Annotated in this window: 15 protein-coding genes; 3 read left to right on the top strand and 12 right to left on the bottom strand. The window is 65.2% G+C overall.

Annotated elements, in window-relative coordinates; all coding sequences use genetic code 11:
* Positions 1-85 precede the first annotated feature (85 nt).
* Genes CKW35_RS05000 through lexA form a run of 4 tightly spaced genes read right to left on the bottom strand, consistent with a single transcriptional unit; the run spans position 86 to position 5,825 of the window.
* Positions 86-3,166: an error-prone DNA polymerase gene (locus CKW35_RS05000; protein WP_070086427.1), complete on the bottom strand. Its 3,081-nt coding sequence runs from the start codon at positions 3,164-3,166 to the stop codon at positions 86-88.
* Positions 3,163-4,581 carry a DNA polymerase Y family protein gene (locus tag CKW35_RS04995; protein WP_095115329.1) on the bottom strand — a complete coding sequence of 473 codons (1,419 nt, stop codon included), beginning with the start codon at positions 4,579-4,581 and terminating at the stop codon, positions 3,163-3,165. The genes CKW35_RS05000 and CKW35_RS04995 overlap by 4 nt, the downstream gene beginning before the upstream one ends.
* A gap of 6 nt (positions 4,582-4,587) precedes the next feature.
* Positions 4,588-5,208, bottom strand: a complete 621-nt coding sequence (imuA, locus tag CKW35_RS04990; protein WP_016487275.1) for a translesion DNA synthesis-associated protein ImuA — start codon at positions 5,206-5,208, stop codon at positions 4,588-4,590.
* A complete protein-coding gene (gene lexA, locus CKW35_RS04985) occupies positions 5,208-5,825 on the bottom strand; it encodes a transcriptional repressor LexA (protein WP_016487276.1) in 618 nt (205 codons plus the stop codon). The genes imuA and lexA overlap by 1 nt, the downstream gene beginning before the upstream one ends.
* A gap of 92 nt (positions 5,826-5,917) precedes the next feature.
* Here lexA and CKW35_RS04980 point away from each other — a divergent pair, with 92 nt between their 5' ends.
* The gene (locus CKW35_RS04980; protein ID WP_095115326.1) at positions 5,918-6,574 is read left to right on the top strand and encodes an HAD family phosphatase; all 657 of its coding nucleotides are present in this window, start codon (positions 5,918-5,920) and stop codon (positions 6,572-6,574) included.
* A 283-nt stretch (positions 6,575-6,857) separates the two neighbouring features.
* Entirely contained in the window at positions 6,858-7,769 is a 912-nt protein-coding gene (locus CKW35_RS04975; RefSeq protein WP_016487278.1) for a LysR family transcriptional regulator, read from the top strand.
* On the opposite strand, the gene CKW35_RS04970 is transcribed toward CKW35_RS04975, so the two are convergent.
* From CKW35_RS04970 to CKW35_RS04955, 4 genes are all read right to left on the bottom strand, one after another.
* Positions 7,702-9,087 carry an aromatic acid/H+ symport family MFS transporter gene (locus CKW35_RS04970; protein ID WP_016487279.1) on the bottom strand — a complete coding sequence of 462 codons (1,386 nt, stop codon included), beginning with the start codon at positions 9,085-9,087 and terminating at the stop codon, positions 7,702-7,704. The two genes, CKW35_RS04975 and CKW35_RS04970, sit on opposite strands and share 68 nt — an antisense overlap.
* Positions 9,088-9,161: 74 nt before the next feature.
* Positions 9,162-9,491, bottom strand: a complete 330-nt coding sequence (locus CKW35_RS04965) for an NIPSNAP family protein (protein ID WP_095115324.1) — start codon at positions 9,489-9,491, stop codon at positions 9,162-9,164.
* Positions 9,491-11,209 carry an FAD-dependent oxidoreductase gene (locus CKW35_RS04960; protein ID WP_095115322.1) on the bottom strand — a complete coding sequence of 573 codons (1,719 nt, stop codon included), beginning with the start codon at positions 11,207-11,209 and terminating at the stop codon, positions 9,491-9,493. Before CKW35_RS04960 ends, CKW35_RS04965 begins: the two co-directional genes overlap by 1 nt.
* Positions 11,206-12,033 carry an SDR family NAD(P)-dependent oxidoreductase gene (locus CKW35_RS04955; protein ID WP_016487282.1) on the bottom strand — a complete coding sequence of 276 codons (828 nt, stop codon included), beginning with the start codon at positions 12,031-12,033 and terminating at the stop codon, positions 11,206-11,208. Before CKW35_RS04955 ends, CKW35_RS04960 begins: the two co-directional genes overlap by 4 nt.
* Positions 12,034-12,210: 177 nt before the next feature.
* Here CKW35_RS04955 and CKW35_RS04950 point away from each other — a divergent pair, with 177 nt between their 5' ends.
* On the top strand, positions 12,211-13,083 hold the full coding sequence (locus tag CKW35_RS04950) for a helix-turn-helix domain-containing protein (protein WP_016487283.1): 873 nt from the start codon (positions 12,211-12,213) through the stop codon (positions 13,081-13,083).
* A gap of 55 nt (positions 13,084-13,138) precedes the next feature.
* Here CKW35_RS04950 and CKW35_RS04945 read toward each other — a convergent pair whose 3' ends face one another.
* From CKW35_RS04945 to CKW35_RS04930, 4 genes are all read right to left on the bottom strand, one after another.
* The gene (locus CKW35_RS04945) at positions 13,139-13,912 is read right to left on the bottom strand and encodes an IclR family transcriptional regulator (RefSeq protein ID WP_016487284.1); all 774 of its coding nucleotides are present in this window, start codon (positions 13,910-13,912) and stop codon (positions 13,139-13,141) included.
* A 68-nt stretch (positions 13,913-13,980) separates the two neighbouring features.
* Complete coding sequence (locus tag CKW35_RS04940) at positions 13,981-15,435, bottom strand: amidase (RefSeq protein ID WP_095115320.1); 1,455 nt, start codon at positions 15,433-15,435, stop codon at positions 13,981-13,983.
* Positions 15,432-16,742: a citrate-proton symporter gene (locus CKW35_RS04935; protein WP_095115318.1), complete on the bottom strand. Its 1,311-nt coding sequence runs from the start codon at positions 16,740-16,742 to the stop codon at positions 15,432-15,434. Before CKW35_RS04935 ends, CKW35_RS04940 begins: the two co-directional genes overlap by 4 nt.
* Before the next feature lie 80 nt (positions 16,743-16,822).
* On the bottom strand, positions 16,823-17,998 hold the full coding sequence (locus CKW35_RS04930; protein WP_016487287.1) for a M20 aminoacylase family protein: 1,176 nt from the start codon (positions 17,996-17,998) through the stop codon (positions 16,823-16,825).
* Positions 17,999-18,041 lie beyond the last annotated feature (43 nt).

The following is an 18,041-nucleotide window of genomic DNA, read 5'->3' as shown; positions in this document are numbered from 1 at the left end:
ATGGCACGGGCTTCGCCCGTGTTCGCGGGTGAACCCGCTCCCACAAGGAATACGCGAGCATCACGGCTTTTGGTAGGGCCGGGGGTTAGTGGAAATCCCGGCTGCGCACATCCAGCCCTTGCAGCAACGGGGTCACATCCTCCAGCCGCCGTGCTATCAGGTGCCGCACGCCGTTCTCCTGCTCCAGCCGCCCACTCACCTTGAGCAGCTGCGCCCCCACCAGCGCCCGCCGCTGCCGTTCGGCAATGTCCCGCCACACCACCACGTTGACCATCCCGTGCTCGTCTTCCAGGGTGACGAAGGTCACTCCGCTGGCTGTCTGGGGCCGTTGCCGCCCCACCACCAACCCGGCCACGGCAATGTTGTCGCCATGCTCGACACCCTGCAGCTCGCTGGAGCTGCGACACCCCAGCGCCCTCAGGCGTGAGCGCAACAGTGCCAGCGGATGCGGCCCCAGCGTTGTGCCCAGCGCCTGGTAATCGGCCATCAGGTCTTCGCCTACGGTGGGCACAGGCAAGTCCACTGGCGTTTCAGGCACCGCTTGCACATCAGTGAACAGCGGCAGCTGCGGCTGCACCGCCGCCACCTGCCAGCGTGCCTGGTGACGATCGCTGGCCAAGGCTCGCAGCGCCCCGCCATCGGCCAGCCGGGCTCGGGCCCGTGCGTCGAGCCCGGCACGCAGGCACAGGTCCTCGACATCGCGCCATGGCCGTTGAGCCCTCGCCTGCTCCAGCCGCCTGGCATCAGCCTCAGCCAACCCGCGCACCAGGCGCAAACCCATGCGAATGGCCAATGTGCCTTGAGCATCAGGCTCGAGGGTACAGTCCCATTCGCTGTGGCAGACATCTACCGGCCGCACCTCGATACCCTGGCGCCGGGCCTCTTGCAGCAACTGGTCAGGGCTATAGAAGCCCATGGGCCAGCTGTTGACCAGCGCGCAGGTGAAGATCGCCGGTTCATGGCACTTCAGCCAACTGCTGGCATAACACAGCAAGGCAAAGCTGGCCGCGTGCGACTCCGGGAAGCCATAGCTGCCAAAACCCTTGATCTGCTCGAAAATGCGTTCGGCAAACGCCAGTTCGTATCCATTGCGCAGCATGCCTCGCACCAGCCGCTCGCGGTGCGGGTCCAGGCCCCCGTGGCGTTTCCAGGCCGCCATGCTGCGCCGAAGCTGGTCGGCCTCGCCCGGTGTGTAGTCGGCGGCAACCATGGCCAGCTCCATTACCTGCTCCTGGAACAGCGGCACGCCCAAGGTCCGCTCAAAGACTTCCTTGAGCTGCGGTGAGGGATAAGTGACGGGCTCCTGCTTCAGCCGCCGGCGCAGGTACGGGTGCACCATGTCACCCTGGATCGGCCCAGGGCGCACAATCGCCACTTCGATGACCAGGTCATAGAAGGTCTTGGGCTGCAGCCGAGGCAGCATGGCCATTTGCGCACGCGACTCGATCTGGAACACCCCCATGGTCTCGGCACGGCTGATCATCGCGTAGGTGGCCGGGTCTTCGCTGGGGATGGTGGCAAGGGTCAGGTGCTGGCCCCGATGGCGCTGCAGCAAGTCGAAGCAGCGGCGCAAGGCACTGAGCATGCCCAGCGCCAGCACATCGACCTTGAGCAGGCCGACCATGTCCAGGTCGTCCTTGTCCCACTGGATGACCGTGCGCTCCGCCATCGCGGCATTCTCCACCGGCACCAGCTGGTCGAGCGGTTGCTGGGAGATGACAAAGCCGCCCGGGTGCTGCGACAGGTGCCGGGGGAAGCCGATCAGCTCGCCCGCCAGCACCAGTACCCGCCGCAGTGAAGGGCTGCTGGCCTCAAAGCCGGCTTCGGCCAAGCGCTGGTCATCGGGAATACGGTCGCTCCAGCGACCACAGCATTTTGCCAAGGCATCCACCTGGTCCACCGGCAAACCCAATACCCGCGCCACATCGCGCACAGCCCCGGCGGCGTGGTAGGTGTTGACCACCGCCGTCAGCGCCGCACGATGCCGGCCATAGCGTCGAAACACATACTGGATCACTTCTTCGCGCCGATCGTGCTCGAAGTCCACGTCAATATCCGGCGGCTCGTTGCGTTCACGCGACAGGAAGCGCTCGAACAGCAGGCGATGCTGCAGGGGGTCGAGCTCGGTAATGCCCAGCACGAAACACACCACCGAATTGGCCGCCGAGCCGCGGCCCTGACACAGAATGCCTTGGCTGCGGGCGAAGGCGACAATGTCATGCACGGTCAGAAAGTAGCTTTCGTAACCGAGTTCCTCGATCAGCGCCAACTCCGTGGCGAGCACTTCGCGCACCTTGTCACCCGGCCCGTCTGGCCAGCGTAACGGCAACCCCTGTTCGCACAGTTCACGCAACCAGCCTGCCGGGGTATGGCCCTGGGGCACCAGTTCGCGCGGGTACTGGTATTGCAGCTGGCTCAGGTCAAACTGGCAGCGCCCGGCAATGGCCAGGGTCTCGGCCAGCAGGTCGGCAGGATAGAGTTCGCCCAGCTGTGCCTGGCTGCGCAGGTGCCGCTCGCCATTGGCAAACAGAAAACGCCCGGCCTCGGCTACCTGGCAATGCTGGCGGATGGCAGTCATGCAATCCTGCAAGGCACGCCGACCGCGCACATGCATGTGCACATCGCCACAGGCCACGGCGCGGATACCCAGTTCAGCGGCCAGGCCACGCAAGTGCTGCAGACGCTGGGTATCGTCACTGCCTCGATGCAGGTGCACCGCCAGCCACAAGCGCTCGCTGAACACACTGCGTAACCACTCCCCGGTGGCCATATCGGCGCAGTCATCGGCCACCCATAGCGCCAGCAAGCCTTGATGGTGCTGCTGCAGGTCGTCGCGAAACAGCTGGTACTCGCCCTTTTGCGCCCGCCGCCGGGCCCGGGTGATCAACGCGCACAAGCTCTGGTAACCGGCCAGGTTCTCGACCAGCAGCACCAGCTTGGGGCCTTCTTGCAGCCGCACCTCACTGCCTACGATCAGCCGCAGCTGATGGGCCTTGGCGGCCTGCCAGGCCCTGACGATGCCGGCCAGGGTGCACTCGTCAGTGACCGCCAGGGCCTGGTAGCCTTGTTCGCGTGCACGCCTGAACAGCTCGTCAGCGCTCGACGCCCCGCGCTGGAAGCTGAAGTTGGACAAGCAATGCAACTCGGCATAACCCGGCGTGCTCATGCGAACCAGCCCTGCAGCCACAGCGGGCCGGCCTGGCCGAGGTCGCGGTAGGCCCAGCCGCGCAGGCCGTCACGGGTTTCGATGCGGTAGTAGTCCCGGCGCACGTCGCCGCCATCCCACCAGCCCGACTCGATGCGTTCGGCCTGGCCCTGTACCTGGTAGCTGCTGGCGTCCAGCGCCATCGGGGCTGGCAGCAGCCAGCCCGGGCGACTGCCCGGAGCCACCGTCATACTGCCTTGGGCGCCTTCCTCGGTCAGCTGCCAGGCGCACTCGGGGCGGTGATCGGCTGCCGCGCTCAGCCCCTTGACGGCCTCATCCCCCAGGCGAGCGCGCAGCCGCTCGCGCAATTGTTCCCAGGGTTGTGCCTGCTGCGCGCGTGGGTCGAACAACGCCTGATGCTGCGGTACAAAGGGCGGCAGGTCTTCGGCAACCAGCCGCAGGTTGCGTACAGGGGCGGGAATGCGCAGCGGCTCCAGGCGCCCACGGGCCAGTTCGAACAGCATGGCGGCATCGCGTTCGGCCGCCAGCAGGCCTACCTGCAGCAGGGTATCAGGCCCTTCGGCATGTTCCAGGTGCAGGCAAAAACGCTGCACGCCACAGTCGCGCCCGGCGAGGAAAGCGGCAAGGTCGTTGAGCATACGCCGCAGCGGAAACAACAACACCTGGTGCGACTCAACGTCGAAGTTCAGCTCCAGCCGGGTTTCGAAGCGGTCCGGTGGCTGGTAGAAGTCCAGCCCCGCATTGCGCAGGCCAAGCAACTGGTCGAGGTGCAACTGCACCTGGGCCGAAAAGCGCCGGGCCACTGTATCGCGCGGCAAGGCCAGTACTTGGCCCAACTGCCGCAGGCCCATGCGGGCAAACGCCTCGGCGGCATCTGCCGGCAGGCCGATACGGGTGATGGGCATGCCCAGCAGTGCCGCACGGGTGGCGTCGGCGTCGCTCAAGGCCAAGCCATCATGACCATTGGCAAGCATGCGCGCCGCTACCGGGTTACTGGCCAGGACGATGCGTTGACGCAGCCCCAAATCTGCCAGCTCCTGGCGCAGGCGTGCCTCGAACAACGGCCAGGGGCCGAACAGTTGCAGGCTGGACCCCACTTCCAGGAGCAAAGCCCGCGGGTAATGCAGGCTGACCTGGGCACTGAAGCGATAGGCCCAGGCTGCCAGCAATTGCTGAACCTGCTCGATGCGCCTGGGGTCGGCTTCGACGCAAGTAAAACCCTCTGCCAGGGCACGTGCCGCCGTAAGGGTCTGCCCTGCCCGCAACCCGAGTGCAGCCGCTGCGGGGCTGACCGCTTGCAATACCCGACGTTGGCTAGGCCCGCCAACCAGCACCAAGGGTGTGTCGGGGTCGTCACGCTCCCGCAGGACGGTGTCCAGCGCCAGCTGCGGGAGCAGGATGCAGGCCCAAAGCATGGGGCATCAGCCCCGCCCAGGGCAGGCGATGGGCAGCGCCGGTGGCATGCCGCCCCGGCTTTTCAGCACACGCCACTGTGCCGGACGGGTGTCGACGGCAACGCGCAGTGCTGCTGGCGAGGGGTTGTGTGCTGCCTGATGCGGCCGGCAGGCGAATGCCAGCGCCTGGCCGGTTTCTGCGGCCACCTGCAAACGCCGCAAGGCACGGTCATCGGCACGTTCAGGCCAGCACAGCACCGCCGCGCAACTGCCCGAGCGCAGGCACTGTTCGGCGGCCCACAGGGCATCGGCGGGGGCGGCGTCCACCTGCACCAGCCAGCGCAGGTCCACCCCCGCTGCCTGCCAGGCCGGTGCGTAAGGAATGAAGGGCGGCGCCACCAGCACCACCCGGCTGCCTTCGGCGCTAAGCCGCGCCAGTGTGGGCCATAGCAGTTGCAACTCGCCGCAACCGGGGTTGGCCAGCAGCAACTCGCTGAGTGCCGCCGCCGGCCAGCCACCTTCAGGCAGGCGCGCGTCGAGGGCAGCATGACCGGTCGGCTGCAACCCCAGTGGCCGTGCCTGGGCCTGCCGCCCGCGCCAGACACGGCGCTGGTCGAGCAGCCTGTCGAGGTCGACCACCGCGCCCATCAGTCACGCCTCAGCAAGCCGCAGAACACGCCTTCGATGAAAAACGCCTGGTCGGGTTTCACATCGATGGGTGCATAGGCCGGGTTGCGTGGCAACAGCCGGTACCCGCTGCCCAGGCGTTGCAGGCGCTTGATGGTGACTTCGCCGTCCAGGCGCGCCACCACGATCTGGCCATCGCGGGCGTCGGCCTGTTGAAGGATGCCGACCAGATCACCGTCGAAGATGCCGTCGTCGATCATCGAATCGCCACGCACTTTAAGCAGGTAGTCAGGGGTGCGACGGAACAGGCTGGGGTCGAGCAGGAGCTGTTCGTGGATATCCAGGTCCGGACCAATGGGGGCACCTGCCGCCACTTGGCCCAGTACCGGCACTTCCAGGATTTCCGGCCGGCGCAGCGGTTCGGCCAGGCGAATGCCCCGCGCCTGGTTGGGCGTGACATCAATGTAACCGGCCTGGCACAGGGCGGTAATGTGCTTGCGCGCGACGCTGCGCGAGGCAAAACCGAAGCGCGTGGCGATATCGGCCAGGCTCGGTGGCTGGCTGTGCTCGGCAATGCGCTCGCGGATGAATTCGAAAATGGCGCGGCGTTTGGGGGTAAGAGTGTCCATGGAGCACATTTGTACTCTTTTCGGAGCACGCTGAACAGCCCCCTTTGTCGCCAGCATTGGTTATGATCCCAAGGCTTGTGTTTTCTTGATCTGGATACCCCATGCTCACCGCCCTGTTGTTCGACCTCGACGGAACCCTCACCGACACCGATACCCTGCACCTGCAGGCCTTTCGCCAACTGCTGCGTGAGCATGACGGCCGCGAACTGAGCCAGGCGCAGTTCGATGCCCAGGTCAGTGGCCGCGCCAACGGCGAGTTGTTCGCCGAGCTGTTCAGCGGCGCGAGCGTCGAACAGTGCCGGGCACTGGCCGATCGCAAGGAGGCGCTGTTTCGCGACTTGTCGCCATGTCTTGACCCGATGCCAGGCCTTTTGCGCCTGCTTGCGCATGCCAAGGCCTATGACATCGGCATGTGCGTGGTGACCAACGCACCGCGGCTGAACGCCGAACACATGCTGAATGCCATGGGCCTTGGGCAGCATTTCGAGCATGTGCTGGTAGCCGAGGAGCTGGCGCGGCCCAAGCCAGACCCGCTGCCCTACCTCACCGGCCTGCAGCAACTGGGCGCCAAGGCCGGCCAGGCGCTGGCCTTCGAGGATTCATTGCCGGGGGTTGCGGCCGCCAGTGGCGCGGGGATATTTACCGTGGGCGTGGCGACGACACAGACGCCGCAGCGGTTGCTGGAGGCGGGTGCCAGGCTGGTCGTGAATGATTTCAATGACCCGGCATTGTGGGCGTTGATCGAGCGTATGGCTTGAGGTGTGGGGTGTGTTTGAGATCGAGCGCCGCCCGCGCGGCGCATCGCGAACTGCGCCCGCGCCTACGTTTGTTTCGGGCCAGTAACACCTGCGCCAACGCGCGCGACCGCCCTGTTCGTACGACACGATATCGAGCCATGCACCAACGCGTTCGCGCGCAAATCCCACAGGATTAATTGGCCCGGAACAAACGTAGGAGCGAGCGCAGCTCGCGATGCGCCGGGCGGGCGGCGCTCGATCTCAAACACCCCATAACTCTATCGCCATACTCACCCAGGCCCCCATGCTCATCGACGAAGAACTGACCCTCAAAAAGCTGGAAACCTTTCTTGCCTTCATGCGCACGGGCAACCTCGGCCGCGCGGCGGTTGAGTTGTCCACCAGCGCCGTGAGCGTGCACCGGGCCATCCACTCACTGGAAAGCGCCTTGCGCTGCCCGTTGTTCAAGCACGAAGGCCGCCAGCTGATCCCGCTGGAAAGCGCCTACGTGCTGGAAAAGAAAGCCCGGCAATTGATCCTGGACGCCGAGCAGATGGTCCGCCAGACCCGTGAAGCCGCCGGCTTCTACGCCGAGCGTTTCCGCCTGGGCGCACTCTACTCGCTGACGGTGAAGACCGTGCCCAAACTGGTCATGGGGCTGAAACTGCGCCGCAGCGAGCTGAACATCGACCTTACCCTGGGCTCCAACGTCGACCTGCTGCAGCGCCTGAAAAACCACGAGCTGGAAGCTATCCTTGTGTCGCTCGACGACAGCATCAGCGACCCGGCATGCGAGCAACTGCCGCTGTTCTCCGATGATATCTTCCTTGCTGTGCCAACCGACTCGCCTTTCGCCGGGCAGGCCGAGGTGGACCTGGCCGACCTCGCCGACTCCACCTTCATCACCCTGACCCAGGGCTTCGCCACCCACCGCGATGGCGCGCGGGTGTTCCAGCAGGCCGGCTTCGAGCCCAAGGTGGCCATGCAGGTGAACGACATCTTCACCCTGCTGAGCATGGTCAGCTCGGGCGTGGGCTTTGCCCTGCTGCCCGGGCGCATTGCGGCGGTGTACGAAAACCGCGTCAGGCTGATTGCCTTGAAGCCGCAATACCGCTTGCAGCAACATATAGGCGTGGTGTTCCTGAAGGCTAGGGAGCGGGAGCCGAACCTGCTGGCGCTGCTGGCGGAGTGCCGGATGTACAGCCTTGAGCGTTAAACCGTAGCGCAGCATTGCGCCCCTGCAGCCATACCGCCAATGCCGCCAGCCCGGCAGGGATCAGCAATGATGCAAACACTTGCGCAAAGCTCCAGCCCAATGCCAGCATCTGAGCCCCGGCGAAGGCGCTGAGCACGGCACCAATGCGCCCAATGCCGCTCATCCAGCTGGCCCCGGTTGCCCGTGCCTCAGTGGGGTAAAAAGCTGCGGCCAATGCATTCATGCCAACGCTTGCGCCATTCAGCCCAAAGCCCACGGCGCAGGCAATGGCGCACAGCCAGGCGAAATCCCCCACCACTTGGCCAATCGTGAAAATCACCGCACCACTGAACAGAAAAGTCAGCATCAATACGCGCTGAGGGTTACAGCGGTCCATGGCCCAGCCTACTGAAATCGCCCCTGCCGGGCCGCCAATCTGGAAGCAGGCCGTGACAATGGCTGCTTCGGACACCGAAAAACCACCGCCCTCCTTCACCAGCGTCGGCAGCCAGCCGCTGAACAGGTAGACCAGGAACAGCGCCAGCACATAGCCAGCCCAGAGCATGCAGGTACCAAAACGATAGCGCTGCGAGAGGATGGTGCCAATCGCACCGTCAGTGCCCTGGCGCTTGGCGGGCATGACGAACGTACTGTCGGCGTTGACATGGTCGGGGGCCAGGCGGCGGACAATGGCCAGAATGCGCTGGCGATCTGCGCCCTTGCTGACCAGGAAGGTGACCGACTCTGGCAGGCGCCAGTACAGCAGCGGCAAGACCAGCAGCGGCAACACCCCGCCCAGCACCAGCACACTGCGCCAACCCAGGTTGGGTATCATCCAGGCGCTGACGAAACCACCCATCGCTGCCCCCAGGGAGAACCCGCAGAACGCCAGTGTGATCAGCAGCGAGCGGCTGCGCGCCGGGGCGTACTCGCTGACCAGGGTGCTGGCATTGGGCATTGCAGCCCCCAGGCCCAGGCCAGTAAGAAAGCGCAGCACGACCAAGGTTTCCAGGTTCGGGGAAAAAGCCGAGGCCAGGGTCCAGATGCCGAACAGCAGCACGCTGTACAGCAATACTGCCTTGCGTCCGTAGCGGTCAGCCAAGGGGCCGGCGATCAAAGCGCCAAGGGCCAGGCCGATCAGCGCTGCGCTCAAAACCGGGCCCAGGCTTTGCGCGCCCAGGCCCCAGTCGCTTTTCAGTTGGGGGGCAATGAAGCCGATGATGGCCACATCCAGGCCGTCCAGGGCGATGATCAGAAAGCCGAGGAACACCACCCATTTCTGGTAACGGCCGATGGGTTGCTGGTCGATCAGTTGGCGCACGTCGAGTGTGTTGTTCATGGGTATCACCTGTTGTTGTTTTTATGACGGTGTTTCGGGGCCGCGTTGCGGCCCAATCGCCGGCACAGCCAACATCACTGCCTGTCGAGACTATGTAGAGAGACAGGCCTTAGGATCCGGGTTTCCTGCGCCACTACCAGGTCACGGGTGGCATGCAGATAAGCGGCAAAATCCGGGTCGGCATCCCGCGCCGCGCTGCGCTTTTCAAAGTCATCCAGGCTGTCATAACCCCACAGGTGCACCACCTGGTTCAGCGGCCCGATGCTGCTGGTGTAGAACGCCAGCGGTGCGCCGAGGTGGCGCAGCAAGATCGGCATCGCCAACTGGTCGAAGGCTTCGATAAAGGCCGCCATGCAGCGCGGGCGAATGGTGTAGATGCGGTGATCGACCACAGCCTTGTCCATCACGCTACCTCCCGCGCTTTGCTCGCTGCCGCCAGCCCCTGCTCGACACCTGCCAGGTGGCGCCCGGTGATGTAGCCAAAGGTCATGATCGGCCCCAAGGTAATGCCGGCACCGGGGTAGTTGCCGCCCATGATGCTGGCGCGGTCATTACCCACCGCATACAGCCCTTCGATGGCTTGCCCGTCGGCGGCCAGCACTTCGCCGACCACGCTGGTGCGCAGCCCGTCGAAGGTGCCCAGATCGCCCATGATGACCTTCACGGCAAAGTAAGGCCCCTCGCCCACCGGCGCCACGCACGGATTGGGCTGTTGCTGAGGGTCGGCCAGGTAGCGGTTGAAGCTGTTACTGCCGCGGCCGTATTGGCGGTCCTCGCCCTGCACTGCGCCTAGGTTGTAATCGCGCACGGTCCGCTCCAGCCCTTGCGCATCGATGCCGGCCTTGCCTGCCAGCTCGGCCAAGGTCTTGCCCTTGAGCAGGTAACCGTTACGCAGCAATGGCCCCAGTGGCATTGGTGCAGGTTTGGCAAAGCCCAGGCCGTACTTGGCCAGCGTACGGCGGTCGCACACCAGCCACATGGCGGTTTCTGCCTGGCCGGCGCAGGCTTCGATCAGCGCTGCGCCCACGTCGTGGTAGGAGTTGGACTCGTTGGTGAAACGCCGGCCAGAGCGCAATACACCGATCACGCCCGGCTTGTAGCGGTCCAGCAGATGCGGAAAGGCGATGTATCGCCCGCCACCCACCGGCACCTTCGACACCGGCATCCAGGCAGCTGGCGCTTGCAGGCGTATATCGACCTTGGCACCCAACGCCTCCGCCATGCGGGCACCATCGCCGGTATTACCCGCTGGCACCGGGGAAAAATGCTCACCGCCACGGCGCACATGCGGGTAGGCCTGGCGCAACCGCTGCAAGTCATGGGAGAACCCGCCACAGGCCAGCACCACCCCGCGGCGTGCCTGAATACGCTGTTCGCTGTCGCCTTGCCCGGCCAGTACCCCCACCACCCGCCCACCGTCGCGCAGCAGCTGCCGCGCCGGGGTGCCGGTGAGAATCGGGATGCCAAGGTCCAGCGCCGAGCGCACCAGGCGCGCCGCCAAGGCATTGCCGCTGGTCACCTGGGTACCGCGGCGATACAGGGCCAGCTCCTTCAGGTGGGTGAGCAGGCGCCTGGCCACGTACACGAACGAGGTCAACGAGCGGGTGACGTTGAAGAAGTGCTTGAGGTCGGCATTCGACGAGTTGAACATCATGCCGATGAAGGTGATGGTCTTCAGCGGCGGGCGCAGGCGTGCCATGTCCGGCCCCAGGCCACGGATGTCGTAAGGTGCGGCCAGTATCGAACGGCCCACATCGACGCCCCCTTCGACTTGTGGGTGATAGTCGGGGTACAGCGTGGGCACGAACTTCACGGCGGTTTCCCGCTCGAAAAAGTCCACCATCTGCGGCCCGTAGCGCAAGAACGCCTCGACCCCGGCCGCGTCAAAGCAGGCCCCGGTTTCGTTGCGCAGGTAGGTCATGGCCGCCTCGGGGCTGTCGTTGCCAGCGTGCCGGTTGCCAGGCACCCACAACACACCGCCGGAAAACGCCGTAGTACCGCCAAAGCAGTCGTCCTTTTCGATGACGATCACGTCAAGGCCCTGCTTCTTTGCAGTAATGGCGGTCGCCAGGCCACCCGCACCCGCCCCGACCACCAGCACATCGCAGTTACGTGTGGTCATGCGCGTACCCCCTCAAAGCCTGGCCGCGGGATCAGCGCCATGGGCATGCTCTCGAGCCCCCCATCCACGGTCAGCTCTGCACCATTGATGTAGTCGGCGCGCTGGCTGGCCAGGAACAGCACAGCGTCAGCGATATCCTGTGGTTCACCAATACGCTGGTTGGCCGTCATGGCGCTGCGCTGGCGTTCGATTTGCGGGTCGGCATAAAACGCGGCAGACAAGGGAGTGCGGATCAACCCTGGGCAGACTGCGTTGCTGCGCACACCTCGTGGCCCCCATTCCACGGCAATCTGGCGCGACAGCATGCTGACCCCGGCCTTGGCCGCACTGTAGGCACCGCTATTGGGTTGCGGGTAATGCGCGGCGATCGAGGCCACGTGCACCATACGGCCTCGGCCACGGGCCAGCATCGAACGGCCGAAGGCCTGGGCACACACCAGGTAGCCCGTGAGGTTGACCGCCAGCACCTGGTTCCATTGCTCCAGGCTCAGCACGTCCAGCGCGCCGGGGCGCAGCACGCTGGCATTGTTGACCAGTACATCGCAGCGCCCGTGCAGCGCCTGAACCTGGGCTGCGGCCTGCTCCACGCTGGCCGGGTCGGCGATGTCGCAGCCCAAGGCGCTGACCTCTCCGACACTGTGTTCGCCCAAGGTGGCGGCCAGTTCACGGCATTTGTCCAGGTCACGGTCCAGCAGCACCACATGGGCCTGCTGTGCGACCAGGGCGCCGGCCAGCGCCGCGCCAATACCACCGGCGGCACCGGTTACCACGCATACGGCCGAATCCAGGCCCAGCCATTGAGAGGGGATCTTGTTGTTGTGCATGCTGCTCTCCAGAGTGTCGCTTCATCTGGGCCACAGCCTAGGGCCGGCAGGCACACCGGCAGAATGGACAAAACCTGCAACCAGCCCCACATTCCCGACAAAATTCGTCCTGCCGCCTGAAGCCTGCAGGCAGCTGTGGCACAGTAACCAGGTACCGAACAGAACAATTACAACAACATGAACAAGATCCCCAACTACGCCCTGTATGGTGAAACCGCCCGACCGGTGTGGCACGAAGCCCTGCATGTGGAACAGATCTCCCAACGTTCTGGCGCACATAACTGGGAAATTGCCGCGCACCGTCATGAAGGCTTGCTGCAACTGCTGTACCTGCAGAGCGGCGGCGGTGAGGTGCTGTTCGACAGTGACCGGCTCCAGGTGCAGGCACCCTGCGTGGTGTATGTACCGGCGCAAGTGGTGCATGGTTTTCATTGGGCCGGCCAGGTCGAGGGCCTGGTGATCACCGCCGCCCAGCACCCACTGGAAAGCATTGCCCAGGTGCTGGCACCCAACCTGCTGGCGCAGGTGCGCAAACCCCAGGTGATCGCACTGCCTTCGTGGGCAGCCGACGAAGACCCGTTGCTGCCGCTGTGCATGGCCTTGCGCGAGGAGTACCACAACCGCGCCCGTGAGCATGTGGCCAGCAGCATGGCCCTGCTGTTGACGCTGCTGATCCAGGTGCTGCGCCATGAACCGCACATGCCCGAGGGTGGGCAGCGCCCAGTGTCAAGGCGCAGCCAGCAGCTGACCGCTTTGCGTGAATTGGTGGACATGCACTACCGCGCACACTGGCCACTGGCGGACTACGCTGCCGAGCTCGGCATGACCCTGGCGACACTGGGGCGGTTGTGTCAGGAGCACCTGGGCATGACGCCCATGAACGTGATCAATGCTCGGCTGGTACTGGAAGCCAAGCGCATGCTGGGGCATTCAAGCCTGAGCGTGAAAGAGATCGCCCATGAGCTGGGGTTTGCCGATGTGGGGTATTTCAGCCGGTTCTTTCGCAAGCATGCGGGGGTGAGCCCTAGCGGGTTTCGGGAGGGCCAGTGACATCTGCCGGCTTTTGCTGTGGCCTGCACTGGCCTCTTCGCAGCACAGGTCAGCACTAGCCCGCCAAGGCCCGCTGCACATCGTCTACCGTGGTCGCCAGGCTGCTCAGGTGCAAATTCATTACTCGTTCCACCGGTGCCTGATCCAGCGGCCAGTGCAAGGCAATGCTCCCGGCCAGGCGCCCTTCGGCGTGCACCGGCAGCGCAATGGCGCGGATCAGGAACGGCAAACGCACCGGGTACTCCCAGTACCCTTCGGTGCGCTGGCCAAAGCCCTTGTGCGCGTCTTCTTCGATGTTGCGCAGCACCGTGTCATCGCGCAGCCGCTCATGGGCCGCCAGGCGTTGCACTTCATCGACCGCCAGCTCACCCAGGCACGCCCGCCCCATCGCCGAGTGAAACAGGCTGGCATGGTGCCCGACGATCTGGCAGGTATGCGGGTACCGCTTGCGCAATACCTGAGGGATGGCGCTTTCCATCACCTCCAGCCGCTCGCCGTCGAAACACGACAGGTCCACCACCAGCCCGGTGCGCTCGCTCAGGTCCAGCAGCAGCGGTGCAGCACTTTCCACCAGCCGCCGCTTGAAGCGCATCTGCCGGTCACCGAACAGCCGCCGTGCGCACAGGCGATAACGCCGGTCGCTGAGGCCACGGTAGACCCAGCCCTGCTCCTGCAAGGTGGCGAGCATGCGCGAGGCCGTGGCCTTGGGCAGGCCGGTGAGGTAATGCAATTCTTCCAGGCCCAGTGCCTGATGCTCGCCCAGCAGGTCGACAATGGCCAGTGCGCGCTCCACCGAACGCACACCGCCACTGTCTGCCGTAATGCCCATGGGTATGACCTCCCTGTAGCTGGATGGTCAGCATAGCCAGCAAGAACCGCGCCTGCCCAGTGCTTTCATCAGGCCAGCAGGCACGGTGGCGGGCGCCGCTCAACCCACCGGGTCAGCTGTTCATGGGCGTACGCCAGTTGCAACACCGCATGGTCGGCCTGGGCCGGGCCTATGATTTGCAGGCCCATGGGCAAACCGTCGCTGTTGAAACCGACCGGTACGCTGATGCTGGGTAAACCGGCCAGGGTCGGCCCGATCACCACCTCCATCCAGCGATGGTAGGTGTCCATCGCCCGGCCCCCAACGGCCGTCGGCCACGCCAGTTTTGCATCGAAAGGGAACACCTGGGCGGACGGCAACAGCAGGTAGTCGTAACGTTCGAACAGGTGTGCCAAGGCGCGGTACCAGTCACTGCGGTCCAGCGACGCCTGGTACAGCGAGGCCGCGCTCAGTTGCAAGGCGCCCTCTACCTCCCACTGTGCTTCGGGTTTGAGCAAGGCGCGCCTGGCTGGGTCGGCATAGGCCGCGCCAAGGTTGCCGTGCACCAGGAAGTGGCGGTGGGTGAGCCAGCATTGCCACAAGCGCGCCGGGTCGAATGCCGGTTGGCAAGCCTCCACCCGGCAACCCAGTTCGGCGAAATCGGCCAACGCTGCTTCACACAGGCCCATCACCCCGTCATCCATCGGCAGGTAGCCGTTGTAGTCACCCAGCCAGCCAACCCGCACACCCCGAAAATCGCGCTGCAGCCCTGCAGCGAAATCGCGGCGGCCCTCGCTCAGCGACAGCGGCACCCGTGCATCAACGCCTGCCTGGGTCGACAACAGCCGCGCCACATCCACCACGCTGCGCCCCATCGGCCCTTCGGTAGCCAGCTGCTGCACGAACAGTTCGGGTGCCGGACCATGGGGCACACGGCCCTGCGAAGGGCGCAGGCCGAACACATTGTTGAACGCCGCCGGGTTGCGCAGCGAGCCCATCATGTCGCTGCCGTCAGCCACCGGCAGCAGGCGCATGGCCAGCGCCGCTGCCGCCCCGCCACTGCTGCCGCCGGCCACCCGCTGCGGGTCGTAGGCATTGGTGGTGGTACCGAACAGGGTGTTATAGGTTTGCGAACCGAGACCGAACTCTGGCACGTTGCTTTTGCCAACGATCAGCGCCCCGCTCGCCCGCACCCGCGCCACACTGATGGCGTCATGCTCAGGTATCTGTTCGGCGAATAAGGGCGAGCCCAGGGTGGTGCGCAGCCCGGCAGTGGCAGCCAGGTCCTTGATCGCTTGTGGCATGCCGTGCATCCAGCCGCGGGAATGGCCCCGCTTCAGCTCGCAGTCACGTTCATCGGCCTCAGCCAACACTGCCTCGGCCGGGCGCAGCGACACCAGTGCATTAACCTGCGGGTTGCAGCGCTCGATGTGCGCGAGATAAGCCTGCATCACCTCCCGGCACGATACCTGGCGGGCATGGATGGCCTGGGACAAGGCTTCGGCATCGAGGGCAACGATGGGGTCGATGGCTAACGGCTTCACGGTTTTACTCCAAGGTTGAAAGTGGCGGGCTTGCCTGCCCGGGGTGCTTCTTTCAGGCAATAGGTACTCAACAGCGTCAGCAGGCAGGCGAACAGCACGTAGAACGACGGTGCGACCGGGGTACCGAGTACCTTGGTAAGCCAGGTGACGATCAACGGGGCAAAGCCACCGAACACCATCACCGCCACGTTATAGGCCACCGATACCCCGGTGGAGCGCACCTCGACCGGGAACTGCTCGGCCAGGGCGGTCGGCGCCGGGCCAAAGAAGCCGCCGATGGCGGTGCACAACAGCAGCTGCATCACCAGCAGCCGCTCCACGGATGGCGCGGCAGCCACCCACACATACAGCGGGTAGACCATTATGAAGAACGCCAGGGTAAAGGCCATCAGCACGGGGCGGCGCCCCAGGCGGTCAGACAACGCGCCGGACAGCGGAATGACCACGGTCATCAGCCCCACGGCCAGCATCTGCACCAAAAGCACCTGGTCCAGTGGCAGCCCGAGGTTCTTGTGGGCGAAGGTCGGCATGTTCACCAGCACCACGTAGAACGACACCGTAGCGCCACAGGCCAGGCCCATCGATACCAACAGGCTGCGCCGATGCTCACGCAGTACTTGCCACAGGCTGGGGGACTGGCCCTTGGCCTGGCGGCGCGCCTCGACGAACTCCTCGGGCTCTTCCATATGCTTGCGAATCCACAGCCCCACCGGGCCGATCAGCAGGCCGAGCACGAACGGGATCCGCCAGCCCCAGCTGTCCAGCGCCTCAGGCGAACACCAGTGCGTCACCAGGGCCACCATCGCCGCCCCGGAAAACACCGCCAGGCACTGCCCCACCAGTTGCCACGACCCATACAGGCCCTTGCGGTGGGCCGGCGCGCTCTCCACCAGAAACGCCGTGGCGCTGGCGTACTCGCCACCGGTGGCAAACCCTTGCAGCATGCGCGCCACCACGATCAGCAGCGGCGCGGCCATGCCGATGGCCAGGTAGTCGGGGGCAAAGGCGATCATGGCAATCGACACGGTCATCAGGCGGATGATCATCTGCATTGCCGCCTTGCGGCCCTTGCGATCGGAATACATGCCCAGCAACACGCCGCCCACCGGGCGCATGAAAAAGCCCACGCCAAAGGTGGCCAGGGCCATCAGCAGCGAGGCGTACTCGTCGTCGGACGGGAAAAACTGCCGGGCAATGATGCTGGCCAGAAAGCCGTACACGATAAAGTCGTACCACTCCAGGGCGTTGCCGATAACGGCGGCCACCACTTGCCGGGTACGCGACACGCCAGTGCTCGAAGTCTGCATAGGAAACACTCCACACAATGATTGGGTGATCGCCCAGGCGCGATCGCACCCGGGTTCCAGCGGCAGTCGTCAAAAGGCAGTCAGGCGGGCGCGAGCCATCGCTCTGCCAGCGCGCCCCAGTAGGCGGCACCGGTCAGCAGGATCTCGTCGTTGAAGTCGTAGGCCGGGTTGTGCACCATCGGCCGCGATACACCATTGCCGATGAACAGGTAGGCACCTGGGCAGCGCTGCAGCATCCAGGCGAAGTCCTCGCTGCCCATGAGCTTGCGGGTGTTGCCATCCACCGCCTCGGCACCGAGCAACTCCACCCCCACCTGCGTGGCAAAGGCATTTTCTGCGGCATGGTTGACCAGCACCGGGTAGGCCGGGCGGTGTTCGATGCTGGCACGGCAGCCAAAGCTTTCGGCCTGACTGACGATGATCGCCCGCACCCGCTCCAGGGTCTGCGCCCGCACCTCGGCGTTCAGCGCACGCAGGCTAAGGCGTAGCAGCGCCTGTTGGGGAATCACGTTGGCCGCTTCGCCGGCCTGCAAGGCACCGACGGTGACCACCGCAGCCTCCTGCGCATCGATGTTGCGCGCCACCACGGTTTGCAGCGCCATTACCACACTGGCCGCTGCCACCAGCGGGTCTACGGTCAGGTGCGGCATCGAGCCATGGCCGCCCACCCCGTCGAGGGTCACCGTGAGCAGGTCTTGCGAGGCCATCATCGGCCCCTCGCGAAAACCAAGATGCCCGGCCGGCAGCCCGGGCATGTTGTGCATGCCGAACAGCGCATCGCAGGGGAAGCGTTCCAGCAGGCCGTCCGCCAGCATCGCCTCGGCACCGCCCTGGCCCTCCTCGGCCGGCTGGAAGATCAGCGTCAGCGTGCCGTCGAACTGCCGGGTTGCCGCCAGGTAGCGCGCCGCCCCCAGCAGCATGGTGGTGTGCCCGTCATGGCCACAGGCGTGCATGCAACCTTGGTGCTGGCTGCTGTAGGCCGCGCCCGTTGCTTCGTGTATGGGCAGCGCGTCCATGTCGGCGCGCAAGCCCAGCCGGCGTGGGCTGCTGCCATTGCGCAGCACACCGACCACACCGGTCTTGCCGATGCCGGTGTGCACTTCATAGCCCCACTGCGCCAGCAGACGGGCGACCAGCGCCGAGGTGCGGCTCTCTTCAAAACCCAGTTCCGGGTGGGCGTGGATATCGTGACGGATCGTGTGCAGGTCGCTGGCCACGTCGTCAAGCCAGGCCAGGATGTGCTGATGTCGGGACATGTAGAGTCTCCTCGCGCGGGTGGTTTCCCGTTCTTGTTGTTTG

The sequence above is a fragment of the Pseudomonas sp. Irchel 3F3 genome (genome assembly GCF_900187545.1).
GTDB lineage: Bacteria > Pseudomonadota > Gammaproteobacteria > Pseudomonadales > Pseudomonadaceae > Aquipseudomonas > Aquipseudomonas fortuita.
This window is presented reverse-complemented; position numbering and strand designations above follow the sequence as displayed.